We start from the raw sequence: 13,920 nt of genomic DNA, 5'->3' as shown, positions 1-13,920 counted from the left end.
GCGTACCCGACCAGGGGATTCCGAAACCCGCGCCTGCGTCTACAGCCCGAACTCGGCTGCCATACCGTCGATTCCGCCGCGGATGCGGTCCAAAGCGTCGGCGCGGGTCCGCAGCTTCGTCGCGGCGTGGGCTTTTTGGTGCAATGTGGCGAACTCCCGCGCGGCCTCGACGGCGCGCTCCCGCACCACCTCGGGCAGCACGATCTCGTCGACAAAGCCCGCCGCCACAGCGGTTTCGCCGAAGAACGTCTTGGCCAGCCCGGCGGCCTGCTGATAGGCCGACGGCGTCAAGCGCAGCTTCATGATCTCCAGCGCCGCATAGGGAATCGTCATCCCGATCGCGACTTCGTTGGCCTGAATGTTGTACGCGGGCGCGGCCACTCGATGGTCACCACTGGACAGCAGGAACGCGCCCATCGCGATGGCGTGGCCGGTGCAGGCCATCACCACCGGCTTGGGATAGGACAACAGCCGATGCGACAACTCGAAGCCGCCCTTGAGCATGTCGATCGCGGGCTGCGGCTCGCCCGACGTCAGAACTTTCAGATCGAAGCCGCCGCTGAACACCCGGTCGTTGCCGGTGATCACTATCGCGCCGACGTCGTCGCGGTCGGCGTTGTCGAGCGCCTCCTGCAACGCCTGCTGCATGGCAGGCCCGAGCGCGTTGACCTTGCCGTCGTCCATCGTGATGATCGCGATGGACTCGTCGTGGCGATAGCTGACCGGGCCGCTCATGGGAGTCGATTCAATCACGCCCGCCCGTTAGCTCCGATGCTTACCGGCCTCCGCTGTGGCCCGGTCCCACCGCAGATGCACATCGGTCGGATCGTCGAGTTGGCGGGCCCGCCACCGGTCGCGCGTTTCTTCCGCCGCGCGATTGATGCGCTCGATCTCGCTGCGGAACACGTCGGAGCGAGGTTCGGTGCTGGCGTAGTGGAAGTAGGTCAACAGGCCGCGCAGCAGTTCCAACTTCTCCTTCTCGCGGCTGGCCAGGTCGTGCGTCGTCATCAGTTCGACTCGCCGCACCGGCGGCAGCGCATCCCAGTCGAGCACCACTTTGGTCTCGAACGGACGCCGCTTGCGCTGCCAGAACTTCCACGCCGGCCGGTCCTCGGGGCGGTCGTAATAGGTCACCGCGCCGGCGAACCGCGGCTCGATGTCGTCGCCGAGTTTGGCCCGGTTGAGCACCGAGTCCCACACCACCCGCCACTCCTGGTTGGGCGCCAGCGTCGCCAGCTCCTCGGGCAGCTTCATCTCGACGACGTCGGTGTAGCCGTCCGAGGTGTTTTCGTAGGCGGCGACGGTGGGCGGCCGCGGAAACGAGAAGCGGATGTTGTAGGCCGCGGTCTTGCCGAAGTTACGGACGACCAGTTCGATCACGTGCCAGTCGGCGCCGTGCGGCTCCATCGACATGCCGATGTGCGGCCGGGTCTGCTCGATTGTCACCTCACGGTTGCGCCGCACCTGCTGGTTGGCCCACAGCAGGGCGAACACTCCGACCGCCAGCACCGCCCAGCTGCCCAGCGCCACCCAGGTGTTGGAGCCCGCCCCGGTCACCTCATGCCAGCGGTCATGGAACCAGCCCATCGAAGACCTCCGCGTATGCCACCGTGAATCGGGGACCGAAAATTCGCTGATGCGATCTTAAAGGGCGCTCAGCCGCCCATCATCATTCGCCACTGATCAAGATTGGCGGGGCGGTAGACGTAGTTGGACCGCTTGACCTCCGACAGCGATGCACTCGGTTCGGCCGAATACCAGTGCCCGGGAAACACCGTCGGGTCACCGGCCAGCCCGGCGAGCTGGCGCAGGCTGCGATACATCTCGTCGGAGTCGCCGCCGGGGAAGTCGGTGCGCCCGCAGCCCTCCAGAAACAGCGTGTCCCCGGCGACCAGCCGGCCGTCGAGCAGAAAGCACTGACTACCCGGCGTGTGGCCGGGCGTGTGCAGCAACTCGATGTCGATATCGCCGACGCTGACCACGTCACCGTGCTCATGTGCGGTCAGATCCGCCATGCTGATCCCGGTGACCCGCGAAACCCACTGTGTCTCATGGGTATTCACGTGGACGGGGACGCTGGTGCGTTCCAACAGCTCGGCGAGGCCCTTGAGTTCGAAACCCATCATCGAGCCGCCGACGTGGTCGGGGTGGTGATGGGTGACCAGCACCCCCGAGAGCCGCATGCCGTCGGCTTCGAGCGTGTCGAGCAGATCCCCGGCGGCGTAGGCCGGGTCGACGACGACGGCGTCGCCGCTTTGACGATCGCCGATCAGGTAGGCGAAATTGCGCATCTGCGTCGCGAACATGTCGCCGGCGGCGAAGTCGCGCCCGGAGAGCAGTTGACGGAAATACAGCCGGTCCGTGTCAGGCACCCGTCCAGCCTACGGCGCGGCCCGTGGCGCCTCGGCTGCACTGTCCATATGTTTGCCAGGATTTTGATGGTTCACGTTTCGCCAAACGGGTATCGTTTCTCCATGACGTTCCGCAAAGTCGAGATCGAGGTTGACAAAGCCCTCGTCGACGAGGTCATACGCAGATTTCATATGCACAGCACGCGGGAGGCGGTCAATCTCGCGCTGCGGACTCTGGTCGCCGATGCCGACGCTTCCCAATCTTCGCTAGATGACGACGAGGTCGACGAATTCAGCAACCTGGACGCGCTGCGGCTGCACCGCTCCAGCGAGTCTGTGTGATCTGATCGGGCTGGGTAGCCCGGGTCAGTGCCGGGTTTCTGCGCGCCCGCTATCGCCGCCAGGCTGGTTTGGCTGGCCTGCGGCCCAGGCTGTACCCTCTTTTAGGCCCGAGACCGACTCGAATGGTCGCTTCGGGTGAGGCCCCCTTAGCTCAGTCGGCAGAGCGTTTCCATGGTAAGGAAAAGGTCAACGGTTCGATTCCGTTAGGGGGCTCGGCGGACGCCGAGCAGGCAGGCGGCGCGTACCGAGGCGATGTAGCTCAGTCGGTTAGAGCGAACGACTCATAATCGTTAGGTCGCCGGTTCGAGTCCGGCCATCGCTACAGAACAACAACAAGACATGAGAAAGAGAAGCGGACGTGGCCTCCAGTACCGATGTACGGCCGAAGATCACTTTGGCGTGCGAGGTGTGCAAGCACCGCAACTACATCACCAAGAAGAATCGCCGCAATGACCCCGATCGGCTCGAACTGAAGAAGTTCTGCCCCAACTGCGGCAAGCATCAGGCACACCGCGAGACGCGCTAGCCGTCGACCGCAAGTAGTTGAGCAGAGGGCATAGGTAGGTTCTGAAGCCGTGTCGTTGGGCAAGAACGTCGTCGGTAGGCACTATCGGTACCCCGACCATTACATGGTCGAGCGGGAAAAGATCCGGGAGTACGCCGCGGCCGTCAAAAACGATGACCCCGCTTTCTTCGAGGAGAAGGCCGCCGCCGAGCTCGGCTATGACGGGCTGCTGTCACCGCTGACGTTTATGTCGGTATTCGGCTACAAGGCTCAATCGGCGTTTTTCGCCGACGCCAACATTGCGATTCACGACGAGCAGATCGTCCAGGTCGACCAGGTGCTCAAGTATCTGAAGCCGATCCAAGCGGGCGACAAGCTCTATTGCGACGTCTACGTGGACTCGGTGCGGCAAGCGCACGGCACCGACATCATCGTCACCAAAAACGTCGTCACCAACGACACTGGAGAGCTGGTTATGGAGACTTACACGACCCTGGCGGGCCGTGCCGGTGAAGGAGAAGAGGGTTTCAGCGATGCCACGGCGTGAGTTCAGTTCGGTGAAAGCCGGTGACCAGCTTCCCGAGAAGGTCTACACCCTGACCCGTCAGGACCTGGTGAACTATGCCGGCGTCTCGGGCGACCTCAACCCCATCCACTGGGACGACGAGATCGCCAAGATGGTCGGCCTGGACACCGCGATCGCGCACGGCATGTTGACCATGGGTCTCGGCGGCGGCTACGTCACCTCCTGGGTCGGCGACCCGGGCGCGGTGACCGAGTACAACGTCCGATTCACCGCGGTGGTGCCGGTGCCCAACGACGGCAAGGGGGCCGAGATCGTGTTCAGCGGTCGGGTCAAGTCCGTCGACGAGGACAGCAAGTCGGTGACCATCGCCATCACCGCCACCGCAGGCGGCAAGAAGATCTTTGGCCGGGCGGTCGCGTCGGCGAAGTTGGCGTAAGCATGGCGATCAAAACGGACATCCGTGGGATGGTCTGGCGTTACCCGGACACCTACGAGGTAGGCCGCGAGCAGATCCGCAGTTTCGCCAAGGCCGTCAAGTGCGACGATCCAGCGTCTTTCGACGAGAAGGCGGCCGCTGAGCTCGGCTATGACAGCATCGTCGCGCCGCTGACGTTCCCGACGATCTTCGCCAAACTGGTCCAAAGCGACTTCATGCGCAGCGTCGACACCGGCTACGAGACGATGAACATCGTGCAGGTCGACCAGAAGTTCATCTTCCACAAGCCGATCGTCGCCGGCGACGTGTTGCACGCCGAGATGGAGGTCCAGTCCGTCAACGAGCGGTTCGGCGCCGACATCGTGGTCACCAGGAACATCTGCACCAACGCCGCCGGCGAGGTCGTGCTGGAGGCCTACACCACGATGATGGGGAACGAGGGCACCGACTCGGTTGCGCTCAAGTGGGACATGGAGGCCGGCCAGATCGTCCGGACTGCGTGATTAGTACCTGACACCGGCGCCGTTGTACACTCGGACCTCGGGGTTTTCCCATCACAAGCGCGCTTTCCGGTAGTCGAACAAGCGGAGAGCGCGTACTCATGTGAAGCCCCGTGCGCGCAGGTTGGCCTGCCAACCGGCATAGGGGCGTAGCTCAACTGGCAGAGCAGCGGTCTCCAAAACCGCAGGTTGCAGGTTCAAGTCCTGTCGCCCCTGCTGACCATTGGATTTCAGCGATGGTGGACACTGGAAGGTGACCACCCGAAAAAGGCAAACAGAGGAGCATGCGGTGAGCGACGAGCGCGACGGTGCCGACGCAGCCGACGGCCGCACGGCGGTAGCGACCCGACCGCAGCGCCCCAGCGGCAAGCGGTCCCGCCAGCGGGCGGAGGACGTCGAGTCGTCCGCGGTCGAGCTCGGCGAAGCCGGCGCCGATGCCAAGACGAAGAAGAAGGCCAAGAAGGCCAAGACGTCGCGGGGCCCCAACCCCTTCGCGTACGTCTACAACTACCTGAAGCAGGTCGTCGCCGAACTGCGCAAGGTGATCTGGCCCAACCGCAAGCAGATGATCACCTACACCTCGGTGGTGCTGGCCTTCCTGGTGTTCATGGTGGCGCTGATCGGCCTCGCCGATCTGGGTCTGGCCAAGCTCGTGCTGCTGGTGTTCGGCTGACGAACGTACAGCGGGTTATAGAGAGGAACTGAGAGAACCGTGACTACCTCCGACGGCGACCTGCCCGTGGGTGAGACGGTCGACATCGAAGAGGCCTTGCAGGAGGTCACCGCCGAGTCCGATCCGGACGCGGCGGCCGAGACCGTCGCCCCCGAAGAGCCGGCCGAAGAGGTCGACCCGGCCGTGGCGCTGAAGGCCGAGCTGCGCACCAAACCCGGCGACTGGTATGTCATCCACTCCTACGCCGGCTACGAGAACAAGGTCAAAGCCAACCTTGAGACCCGTGTGCAGAACCTTGACGTCGGCGACTACATCTTCCAGGTGGAAGTGCCGACCGAAGAGGTCACCGAAATCAAGAACGGTCAGCGCAAGCAGGTCAACCGCAAGGTGCTGCCGGGCTACATCCTGGTTCGCATGGACCTGACCGACGACTCGTGGTCGGCGGTGCGCAACACCCCGGGTGTCACCGGGTTCGTCGGCGCGACGTCCCGCCCGTCGGCGCTGTCGCTGGACGACGTGGTGAAGTTCCTGCTGCCGCAGGGGCCGGCGAAGAAGCCGGCCAAGGGCGCGGCCGCCACCGCCGCCGCGGCCAGCGAGGGCGGGCTGGAACGACCGGTGATCGAGGTCGACTACGAGGTCGGCGAGTCGGTCACGGTGATGGACGGGCCGTTCGCCACGCTGCCCGCCTCCATCAGCGAGGTCAACGCCGAACAACAGAAGCTCAAGGTGCTGGTGTCCATCTTCGGTCGCGAAACACCTGTGGAACTGACCTTTAACCAGGTCTCGAAGATCTAACCCGAAAGGAAGACCAACACCTCATGGCCCCGAAGAAGAAGGTCGTCGGGCTGATCAAGCTGCAGATCGAAGCCGGCCAGGCCAACCCCGCGCCGCCGGTCGGTCCCGCGCTCGGCCAGCACGGCGTCAACATCATGGAGTTCTGCAAGGCGTACAACGCCGCAACCGAGAACCAGCGCGGCAACGTCATTCCGGTGGAGATCACCGTCTACGAGGACCGCAGCTTCACCTTTGCGCTCAAGACGCCGCCCGCCGCCAAGCTGCTGCTCAAGGCCGCTAGCGTCGGTAAGGGTTCGGCCGAGCCGCACAAGACCAAGGTCGCCAAGGTGACCTGGGATCAGGTCCGCGAGATCGCCGAAACCAAGAAGGCCGACCTCAACGCCAACGACATCGAGGCCGGCGCCAAGATCATCGCCGGCACCGCACGATCGATGGGCATCACGGTCGAATAGTTTTTCTGACCGGTGGGAGGGCCAGCTCCGGCCCGTTTTTCAACCACAACCAACCACGAGATTGGATATCGAATGAGCAAGAACAGCAAGGCATATCGCGCCGCCGCCGAGAAGGTGGACCGTTCGCGTCTGCATACCCCGCTGGAGGCGGCCAAGCTGGCCAAGGAGACATCGTCGACCAAGCAGGACGCGACCGTCGAGGTGGCGATCCGGCTCGGTGTCGACCCGCGCAAGGCCGACCAGATGGTGCGCGGCACGGTCAACCTGCCCCACGGCACGGGTAAGACCGCCCGGGTCGCGGTGTTCGCGGTGGGGGAGAAGGCCGAGCAGGCGGTGGCCGCAGGCGCCGACGTCGTCGGCAGCGACGACTTGATCGAGAAGATCCAGGGCGGGTTCCTGGATTTCGACGCGGCGATCGCCACGCCTGACCAGATGGCCAAGGTCGGTCGGATCGCTCGCGTGCTGGGCCCGCGCGGGCTGATGCCCAACCCCAAGACCGGCACCGTCACCCCCGACGTCGCCAAGGCCGTCGCCGACATCAAGGGCGGCAAGATCAACTTCCGGGTGGACAAGCAGGCCAACCTGCACTTCGTGATCGGCAAGGCTTCGTTCGACGAGAAGAACCTGGCGGAGAACTACGGCGCCGCACTCGACGAGGTGCTGCGGCACAAGCCGTCGTCGTCCAAGGGCCGCTACCTGAAGAAGATCACGGTCTCGACGACCACCGGCCCCGGCATTCCGGTCGACCCGTCGATCACCCGCAACTTCGCCGCGGAGTAACTTTTTCGCGCCGAACGTCGACTTGTTGGGCGACTTGCCCAGGATCGGGCTCGACAAGTCGACGCTCGGCAGACTTAGGCGCCTGAGCATTCGGCGATCCGGCGGCGCAGAAACGCCCGTGCCGGCTCGGAGCCGGTGAGCTCCAACGCTTGGCGGTAATACCGCAGCGCTTCGGCGGCCCGCCCGTCGCGGCGCAGCAGGTCCGCGCGGATCGGGGCGACCGTCCGGGCCAGGCGCGAATCGTCCTGCACCGCATCCAGCGCCGCCAAGCCGGCGGCGTAGCCATCCCGAAAGCCCACGGCCAGCGCACGATTGGCCCGCGCTACCGGCGACTCAGTGATGGCAAGCAACCGGTCATAGGCGGCGCAGATCGCCGCCCAATCGGTGTCCTGCCAACGCGCCGCCGTGGCGTGCACGGCGGCGATCACCGCCTGTGGTAGATACGGCCCGCCCGATCCTTGCGCCAGCCGCAGCCGATCCAGGCCGCGGGCGATGCGGCCGCGGTCCCACCGGCGGCGGTCCTGTTCGTCGAGCGGTACCAGCGCCCCGGCGGCATCCACCCGAGTCGATCGCCGCGAATCATGCAGCAGCACAAGCGCTGCCAATGCGTGAGCTTCCCGCTCATCAGGCATCAGGCTGCACAGCTCGCCGGCGAGCCGGACACCCTCGTCGCACAGCTCGTCACGGATCGCCGACGGCCCCGCCGTCGACCAGTAGCCCTCGGTGAACACTGAGTAGACACAACCCAGCACGTGCGGTGTGCGTTCGGATAGCAGCTCGGCAGGCGGCACCCGCAGCGGGATGTTGGCGTGCCGGATCTTGTTCTTGGCGCGGGTGATTCGCTGGCCGACCGCGGCCTCGGTCTGCAGCAGCGCGCGAGCGATCTCCGCGACGGTCAGCCCGGAGACCAGCCGCAGCGTCAACGCCAACTGCGACGTCCGGTCGAGAGCGGGATGGGCGCAGGTGAACATCATCCGCAACTCGTCGTCATGGACCGGGTGGACGTCGGCCCGGTCGGTGCGCGCCCTGATCTCGTCGACCACCGCCGCCAATTCCTTTCCGGGACGCGCTGATTCGCGCCGCAGCCGATCGCGGGCGCGGTTGCGCGCCACCGTCAGCACCCAGGCGGCGGGGTTATCTGGCACGCCGTCGCGCCGCCATACCCGCAGCGCCTCAGCGAAAGCTTCCTGGACGGCGTCTTCGGCAACGGTCAGGTCACCCGACCAGCGGGCCAGCGCGGCCACCGCCGGGCCCCATTCCTTCCGGAAGACGCCGTCCAGGTCGGCCATGCGCTACAGGTGGGAGAGGCCGGCCAACTGGCGCAGCTGCACAGCCGAGGCGGGAATCATCTCGGCCAGTTTGACGGCCTCGTCACGGTCGGCGGCCGAGAGCAGGTAGAACCCGGTGGCGATCTCCGCACCCTCGACATACGGGCCGTCGGTCAGCAGCACCTGCTCGTCGCGCACCCGCACCGTCGTCGCCGTCGCAGGGTCATGCAGCGCAGCGCCACCGACGATGTGATCCCCTGCGGTAGCGGCGAATTCGCCGTGACGCGCCGCCTCCTGCTGCCACTCCGGTGTGCCCGGGGCGTGGACGTTCGTTGCCGGCTCCAGCAGCAGCGCCAGCCACTGGCCGCCGGTGCGCGACCACTCGGGATCGAACGCGTGGTAAATCGGCCTGACTTCGATCGCCCCCACCTTGGCGACCGGGATGGCCCGGGCCAGTGTCAGCGCCTCGTCGAGGTTCTCCGCTTCGAACACGTAGTAGCCGCAGGCCACTTCGGCGGACTCGGCGAACGGGCCGTCGGTGACAACAGGGGCGTCCGGGCCGCCGCTAATCCGCACCGCGGCCGCGGAGGGCGTCAGCGCGTCGCCACTGCGCAGCGCCGAGGCGGCACCGGCTTGGAAGCTTTCGAATTCCGCCATCAACGCGGCCCGCTCGTCGGGCGTGCGGTCCCGCTCCTGGCTGGTCAACAGAGCCAAGTACTGCATCGTGATCACCTCCGGTAGTGAGCGAAACCCCGTGTTTCACTCTCTACCTGTTCGACGAACGAGGCGACGCGAATCCGACAACACCCGCCCACCAGACGCAAAAGGCCCTTTCCCTTCGGCGTGTCGGGGGCTTCTGCGTCTGCTCGCGGTGCTTGGCGGCGGTGCTTGGCGACCCGCTCCGCCGCTATGCAGCCGCCGGCTTGAGGTAGGTGACCAGACTGCAGTCCAGCGCCTCGTCGGCGAAGTAAGCCTCGCAGCCGCGCAGGTATTTCATGTACCGCTGGTAGACCTCTTCGGACTGGATCTCGACGGCCTGGTCGTGGTGGGCCTCCAGCGCGTCCCCCCAGATCCGCAACGTCTTGACGTAGTGCGGACACAACGAAATCGGTTCGGGCACAACGAAACCGGCCTTCTCGCCGTGCTCCACCATCATGTCGGTGGTGGGCAGCCGGCCGCCCGGGAAGATCTCGGTGACGATGAACTTGATGAAGCGTGCAGTCTCGAAGGTCAGCTTCTTGCCGCGCGCTGCCAGGTTGTACGGGTGATAGCTGACGCTGCTCTGCACGGTCATCCGACCGTCGTCGGGCATGATGTTGAAACAGTTCTTGAAGAAGCGGTCGTAATTCTCGTGACCGAAGTGCTCGAACGCCTCGATGGACACGATCCGGTCGACGGGATCGCTGAAGTCCTCCCAGCCGCGCAGCAGCACTTGTCGTGAGCGATTGGTGTCGATGTCGTCCAGCACCTGCTGAGCGCGGGCACGCTGATTCTTCGACAGTGTCAGCCCGATGACGTTGACGTCGTACTTCTCCACGGCGCGCTTCATCGTGGTGCCCCACCCGCAGCCGATGTCCAGCAGCGTCATGCCCGGCTTGAGGTCGAGCTGGTCGAGGTTCAGGTCGACCTTGGCGATCTGGGCTTCTTCGAGTGTCATGTCGTCACGCTCGAAGTAGGCGCAGCTGTAGGTCCGAGTCGGGTCCTGGAACAGGCCGAAGAAGTCGTCGGACAGGTCGTAGTGCGCCTGGATGTCTTCGGGACGCGTCCGGATCTCTGTCGGAGCGGCTGGCTTGTCAGGCATTGATGCTTGGTCGCCTTTCTGGTGAACTATTCCCGCACAAGGCATCGACTGGTGAGAGCACCATACCTGTCCTTCACCAGTGCGGGGCGCCGACTGGCGTTACTTCTCCAGCGTGAACTGATTGACGTCGATGTAGCCGACCCGGAATCCCTTCGCGCAGCCGGTCAAATAATGCATGTAGCGGTCGTAAACCTCTTGGGACTGAATCTCGATGGCTTTGTCCTTGTTGCTCTCCAGCGCCGCCGCCCAATGGTCGAGCGTCTTGGCGTAATGCGGCTGCAGTGACTGCCGACGGGTCAGCGTGAAACCTGCGGTCGACGAGCGGTCTTCGACCATCTCGATCGACGGCAGCCGCCCGCCCGGGAAAATCTCGGTGGCGATGAATTTGAAGAAGCGGGCCAGCTCGAAGGTCAACGGCATGCCCCGCTCGACCATCTGCGGTCCGGTCAAGCCGGTGATCGTGTGCAGCAGCATTACCCCGTCGTCGGGCAGGGCCTCGTAGGCCATCTTGAAAAAGTCGTCATAGCGGTCATGGCCGAAGTGCTCGAACGCTCCAATCGACACGATCCGGTCGACCGGCTCGTCCCACTGCTCCCAGCCCTCCAACAGGATCCGCTTGGTGCGCGGGCTGTCCATCTCGTCGAGCGACTTCTGCACATGGGCGGCCTGGTTTTTCGACAGCGTCAGGCCGACGACGTTGACGTCGTACTTTTCGACCGCGCGTCGCATGGTGGCGCCCCAGCCGCAGCCGACATCCAACAGCGTCATCCCCGGCTGCAGGCCCAGCTTGCCCAGCGCCAGGTCGATCTTGGCGATCTGCGCCTCTTCCAGCGTCATGTCGTCACGCTCGAAGTAGGCGCAGCTGTAGGTCTGGGTCGGGTCGAGGAAGAGCCGGAAGAAGTCGTCGGACAGATCGTAATGAGCTTGTACATCCTCAAAATGAGGCTTCAGTTTTTGCGCCATGGTGTGCGCCTTCCTGGTGTTAACGACGTCTCCGCCTCGACTGAGCGGGACTCCCCCACCCGTTATCCCCAACCCCCCCGACATGCTAGTCGATCAGGGGTGACGAACCGAATTGCGAAACGGGACGCTTGCTGATCAGCCTTCGGCGAACGTGGCCGTCAGCTCGCTGATCACCCGATCCCACAGCTGCTCGGGTAACTCGTGGCCCATGCCGTCGAACGTCACCCAACGCGCGCCGCGGATCGCCCGGGCCACCGCGCGCCCGCCGGAGGGCCGCATCAGCTTGTCGGCCAGACCATGCAGGACCACGGTCGGCGCGGTGATCTGCCGGTCGTAGTCGACGAGGCTGCCGCTGGCCAGGACTGCGCTGAAATGGCGGGGGATGCCCCACGGGTAGTAGCTGCGCTCGTAGCTCTCGATGGCCTCTTCGCGGATCCGCTGCTCAGGGGCCGGGTAGGCAGGGCTGCCGATGATCCGGGTGACCCGCACCGCGTTGTCGATGATGACGTCACGCGGCGATCCCGGCGGCGGTCCTTTCAGCAGCGCCAACAGCTGCCGCGGTCCCGGCGGTGGCAGGAATCGGCGGTTGTTGCTGGAAAAGATCACCACCAGCGACCGCGTCCGCTCGGCGAACCGCGCCGCCACGATCTGGGCGATCATGCCGCCCATCGAGGCGCCGACGACATGCGCCCGCTCGATCCCGAGATGGTCGAGCACCGCGGCGGCGTCATCGGCCATGTCTTCTAGCGCGTAGGCCGATTTGCCGGGCAGCCCCAGCCAAAAGCGAAGCATCCGCATGACCAGCGGCCCGCCGGAGGATTGCCCGCGTTCGGTCTTGCTGGACAAGCCGACGTCGCGGTTGTCGTAGCGGATGACGCGCAGCCCTCCGGCGACCAGCTTTTCGCAGAACGCGGTGCGCCACAGCAGCAGCTGCGCGCCCAGACCCATGATCAGCAGCACCGGTGGGTCGTTGGGGTCGCCCATGTCTTCGTAGTAAAGGTCGACGTCGCCCGATCGGGCCGTCCCGGAGCGGACCTGCACTACACCTCCACGTCGCTTTGATGCTCGCGGCTGACCTCCACCATGAAGTTGGCGAAGTAGCCGGTGAGCTGCGGATCCGACATCATCTGCCAGCGCGGCGCCAGCAGCTTCATGTAGCGCTCGACATAGAGGAATTGCTTGCCGATCAGCACCAGCTCGCGGGGCAGCTTGACGTCGTAGGCGTCGGCCAGCGTGGAAAGCTGCCGGCCGATGTCCGCGTACGACATCTCACCCAGCGTCTGCATGGTCAGCGGAGTGGAGAACTTTTCCAGGTCCTTGGCGGCCTGCGCCTCGGGCTTGACCGTGCCGACGGCGCCCATCAGCACGACGATCTTGCCGGCCGCCGCGTGGTCCTTTTTGACCAGCAGCGCGTAGACCAGCTCGCGCAGCAGCCAGCGGGTACGCGGGTCGATGCGGCCCATGATGCCGAAGTCGAAGAACACGATGCGGCCCTGGTCGTCGACGTAGAGGTTGCCGGCGTGTAGGTCGCCGTGGAACAGGCCGTGCCGCAGCCCGCCCTCGAACAGGCTGAAGATCAGCGCCTTGACCAGCTCGACGCCGTCGAATCCGGCTTTGCGGATTTCGGCGGCGTTGTCGATGCGGATGCCGTGCACCCGTTCCATGGTCAGCACCCGATCGCTGGTGTAGTCCCAGTACACCTGCGGCACCCGGATGTTGCGGCCTAGCGGCGAGGCGTGCAGGTGGGAGACCCACGCCTCCATCGACTGGGCCTCGAGGCGGAAGTTCAACTCCTCGGCCAGGTTGTCGCTGAAATCGGCGACGACGTCCTGGGCGGACAGCCGGCGCCCCAGCTTGGCCAGTTCGACGGCTTGGGCGAAGCGCTTGAGGATCTGCAGGTCGGCGGCGACGCGGCGACGGATTCCCGGGCGCTGGATCTTGACGACGACGTCTTCGCCGCTTTTCAGCGTCGCGTAGTGCACTTGGGCGATGGAGGCCGACGCGAACGGTTTCTCGTCGAAGCTGGCGAAGAGCTGCGACGGTTCGGCGCCGAGTTCGTCGACGAAGAGTTTGTGGACGTCGTCCTGATCTGCGGGCGGCACCCTGTCGAGCAGACCGCGAAATTCCCGGGAAAGCTGCTCGCCGAATGCGCCCGGGCTCGACGCGATGATCTGCCCGAACTTGACGTAGGTGGGGCCCAGGTCGGCGAAGGTCTGGGGGAGTTGCTTGATCACCTTCTGTTGCCAAGGGCCGCGGCCGGGCAGCGTGGCGACGACGCGGGCAGCAGTGCGGGTGAGCTGCCAACCGGTCGCGCCGATGCGGACCGCTTCGACCGGCAACGGCACCCGGTCAAGCTTCGCTAGCTCGCGATGATTGTTGGAACTCATCCGTGCAGTCTGCCAAATTGCGCAGGTCGGTATCGAATCGCGCAGCTCACCTCTCGGCGCGAGTGTGTTGCTCCTATGTCAAGCGGCCGCGTGTCGTGGTGGTTGAAGGTTGGTTTGGTGGTCGGTGCGTAAGCGTTGAAC

At 65.1% G+C, this 13,920-nt stretch carries 18 protein-coding genes and 3 tRNA genes; 12 read left to right on the top strand and 9 right to left on the bottom strand.

The features are described 5' to 3' along the window. Positions 1–39: 39 nt before the first annotated feature. The 3 genes from A5707_RS05730 to A5707_RS05720 form a co-directional block, all read right to left on the bottom strand. Positions 40–735 carry a crotonase/enoyl-CoA hydratase family protein gene (locus A5707_RS05730; protein ID WP_065013549.1) on the bottom strand — a complete coding sequence of 232 codons (696 nt, stop codon included), beginning with the start codon at positions 733–735 and terminating at the stop codon, positions 40–42. A gap of 27 nt (positions 736–762) precedes the next feature. Further along, positions 763–1,587, bottom strand: a complete 825-nt coding sequence (locus tag A5707_RS05725; RefSeq protein WP_065013548.1) for a hypothetical protein — start codon at positions 1,585–1,587, stop codon at positions 763–765. Positions 1,588–1,655: 68 nt separating this feature from the next. Further along, entirely contained in the window at positions 1,656–2,306 is a 651-nt protein-coding gene (locus A5707_RS05720) for an MBL fold metallo-hydrolase (RefSeq protein ID WP_232000640.1), read from the bottom strand. A gap of 168 nt (positions 2,307–2,474) precedes the next feature. On the opposite strand from A5707_RS05720, the gene A5707_RS05715 reads away from it, so the two are divergent. From A5707_RS05715 to rplA, 12 genes are all read left to right on the top strand, one after another. After that, positions 2,475–2,693: a type II toxin-antitoxin system VapB family antitoxin gene (locus tag A5707_RS05715; protein WP_065013546.1), complete on the top strand. Its 219-nt coding sequence runs from the start codon at positions 2,475–2,477 to the stop codon at positions 2,691–2,693. 140 nt (positions 2,694–2,833) lie between these two features. Next, positions 2,834–2,906, top strand: a tRNA-Thr gene (locus A5707_RS05710). 35 nt (positions 2,907–2,941) lie between these two features. Beyond that, a tRNA-Met gene (locus A5707_RS05705) sits at positions 2,942–3,015 on the top strand. 36 nt (positions 3,016–3,051) lie between these two features. Next, positions 3,052–3,219: a 50S ribosomal protein L33 gene (gene rpmG / locus A5707_RS05700; protein ID WP_003898538.1), complete on the top strand. Its 168-nt coding sequence runs from the start codon at positions 3,052–3,054 to the stop codon at positions 3,217–3,219. Positions 3,220–3,268: 49 nt separating this feature from the next. Beyond that, on the top strand, positions 3,269–3,745 hold the full coding sequence (hadA, locus tag A5707_RS05695) for a (3R)-hydroxyacyl-ACP dehydratase subunit HadA (protein WP_065013545.1): 477 nt from the start codon (positions 3,269–3,271) through the stop codon (positions 3,743–3,745). After that, positions 3,732–4,160 (top strand): (3R)-hydroxyacyl-ACP dehydratase subunit HadB, encoded by a 429-nt coding sequence (hadB, locus tag A5707_RS05690; protein WP_065013544.1) that lies wholly within the window; start codon positions 3,732–3,734, stop codon positions 4,158–4,160. The genes hadA and hadB overlap by 14 nt, the downstream gene beginning before the upstream one ends. A gap of 2 nt (positions 4,161–4,162) precedes the next feature. Then, positions 4,163–4,663 (top strand): (3R)-hydroxyacyl-ACP dehydratase subunit HadC, encoded by a 501-nt coding sequence (gene hadC / locus A5707_RS05685; RefSeq protein ID WP_065013543.1) that lies wholly within the window; start codon positions 4,163–4,165, stop codon positions 4,661–4,663. 140 nt (positions 4,664–4,803) lie between these two features. After that, positions 4,804–4,876: transfer RNA gene (locus A5707_RS05680), tRNA-Trp, on the top strand. 73 nt (positions 4,877–4,949) lie between these two features. Continuing rightward, positions 4,950–5,333 carry a preprotein translocase subunit SecE gene (gene secE, locus A5707_RS05675; protein ID WP_065013542.1) on the top strand — a complete coding sequence of 128 codons (384 nt, stop codon included), beginning with the start codon at positions 4,950–4,952 and terminating at the stop codon, positions 5,331–5,333. Between the two features lie 39 nt (positions 5,334–5,372). Beyond that, on the top strand, positions 5,373–6,128 hold the full coding sequence (gene nusG, locus A5707_RS05670; RefSeq protein WP_065013541.1) for a transcription termination/antitermination protein NusG: 756 nt from the start codon (positions 5,373–5,375) through the stop codon (positions 6,126–6,128). 23 nt (positions 6,129–6,151) lie between these two features. After that, the gene (rplK, locus tag A5707_RS05665) at positions 6,152–6,580 is read left to right on the top strand and encodes a 50S ribosomal protein L11 (protein ID WP_065013540.1); all 429 of its coding nucleotides are present in this window, start codon (positions 6,152–6,154) and stop codon (positions 6,578–6,580) included. Between the two features lie 72 nt (positions 6,581–6,652). Continuing rightward, positions 6,653–7,360, top strand: coding sequence for a 50S ribosomal protein L1 (gene rplA, locus A5707_RS05660; RefSeq protein WP_065013539.1), 708 nt, complete (start codon positions 6,653–6,655; stop codon positions 7,358–7,360). Between the two features lie 74 nt (positions 7,361–7,434). Here the strand turns inward: rplA and A5707_RS05655 are convergent, their stop codons facing one another. From A5707_RS05655 to A5707_RS05630, 6 genes are all read right to left on the bottom strand, one after another. Further along, the gene (locus A5707_RS05655; RefSeq protein ID WP_065013538.1) at positions 7,435–8,649 is read right to left on the bottom strand and encodes an RNA polymerase sigma factor; all 1,215 of its coding nucleotides are present in this window, start codon (positions 8,647–8,649) and stop codon (positions 7,435–7,437) included. A 3-nt stretch (positions 8,650–8,652) separates the two neighbouring features. Further along, on the bottom strand, positions 8,653–9,351 hold the full coding sequence (locus tag A5707_RS05650; protein WP_065013616.1) for a YciI family protein: 699 nt from the start codon (positions 9,349–9,351) through the stop codon (positions 8,653–8,655). A 184-nt stretch (positions 9,352–9,535) separates the two neighbouring features. Beyond that, entirely contained in the window at positions 9,536–10,429 is an 894-nt protein-coding gene (gene mmaA4 / locus A5707_RS05645) for a hydroxymycolate synthase MmaA4 (RefSeq protein WP_065013537.1), read from the bottom strand. Between the two features lie 99 nt (positions 10,430–10,528). Then, positions 10,529–11,392, bottom strand: coding sequence for a cyclopropane mycolic acid synthase MmaA2 (mmaA2, locus tag A5707_RS05640; RefSeq protein ID WP_065013536.1), 864 nt, complete (start codon positions 11,390–11,392; stop codon positions 10,529–10,531). A 135-nt stretch (positions 11,393–11,527) separates the two neighbouring features. After that, positions 11,528–12,433 carry an alpha/beta fold hydrolase gene (locus A5707_RS05635; RefSeq protein WP_065013535.1) on the bottom strand — a complete coding sequence of 302 codons (906 nt, stop codon included), beginning with the start codon at positions 12,431–12,433 and terminating at the stop codon, positions 11,528–11,530. Then, entirely contained in the window at positions 12,433–13,779 is a 1,347-nt protein-coding gene (locus A5707_RS05630) for an ABC1 kinase family protein (protein WP_065013534.1), read from the bottom strand. Before A5707_RS05630 ends, A5707_RS05635 begins: the two co-directional genes overlap by 1 nt. Positions 13,780–13,920 lie beyond the last annotated feature (141 nt).

Source organism: Mycobacterium kyorinense (assembly GCF_001672775.1).
Taxonomy (GTDB): Bacteria; Actinomycetota; Actinomycetes; order Mycobacteriales; family Mycobacteriaceae; genus Mycobacterium; species Mycobacterium kyorinense_A.
This window is presented reverse-complemented; position numbering and strand designations above follow the sequence as displayed.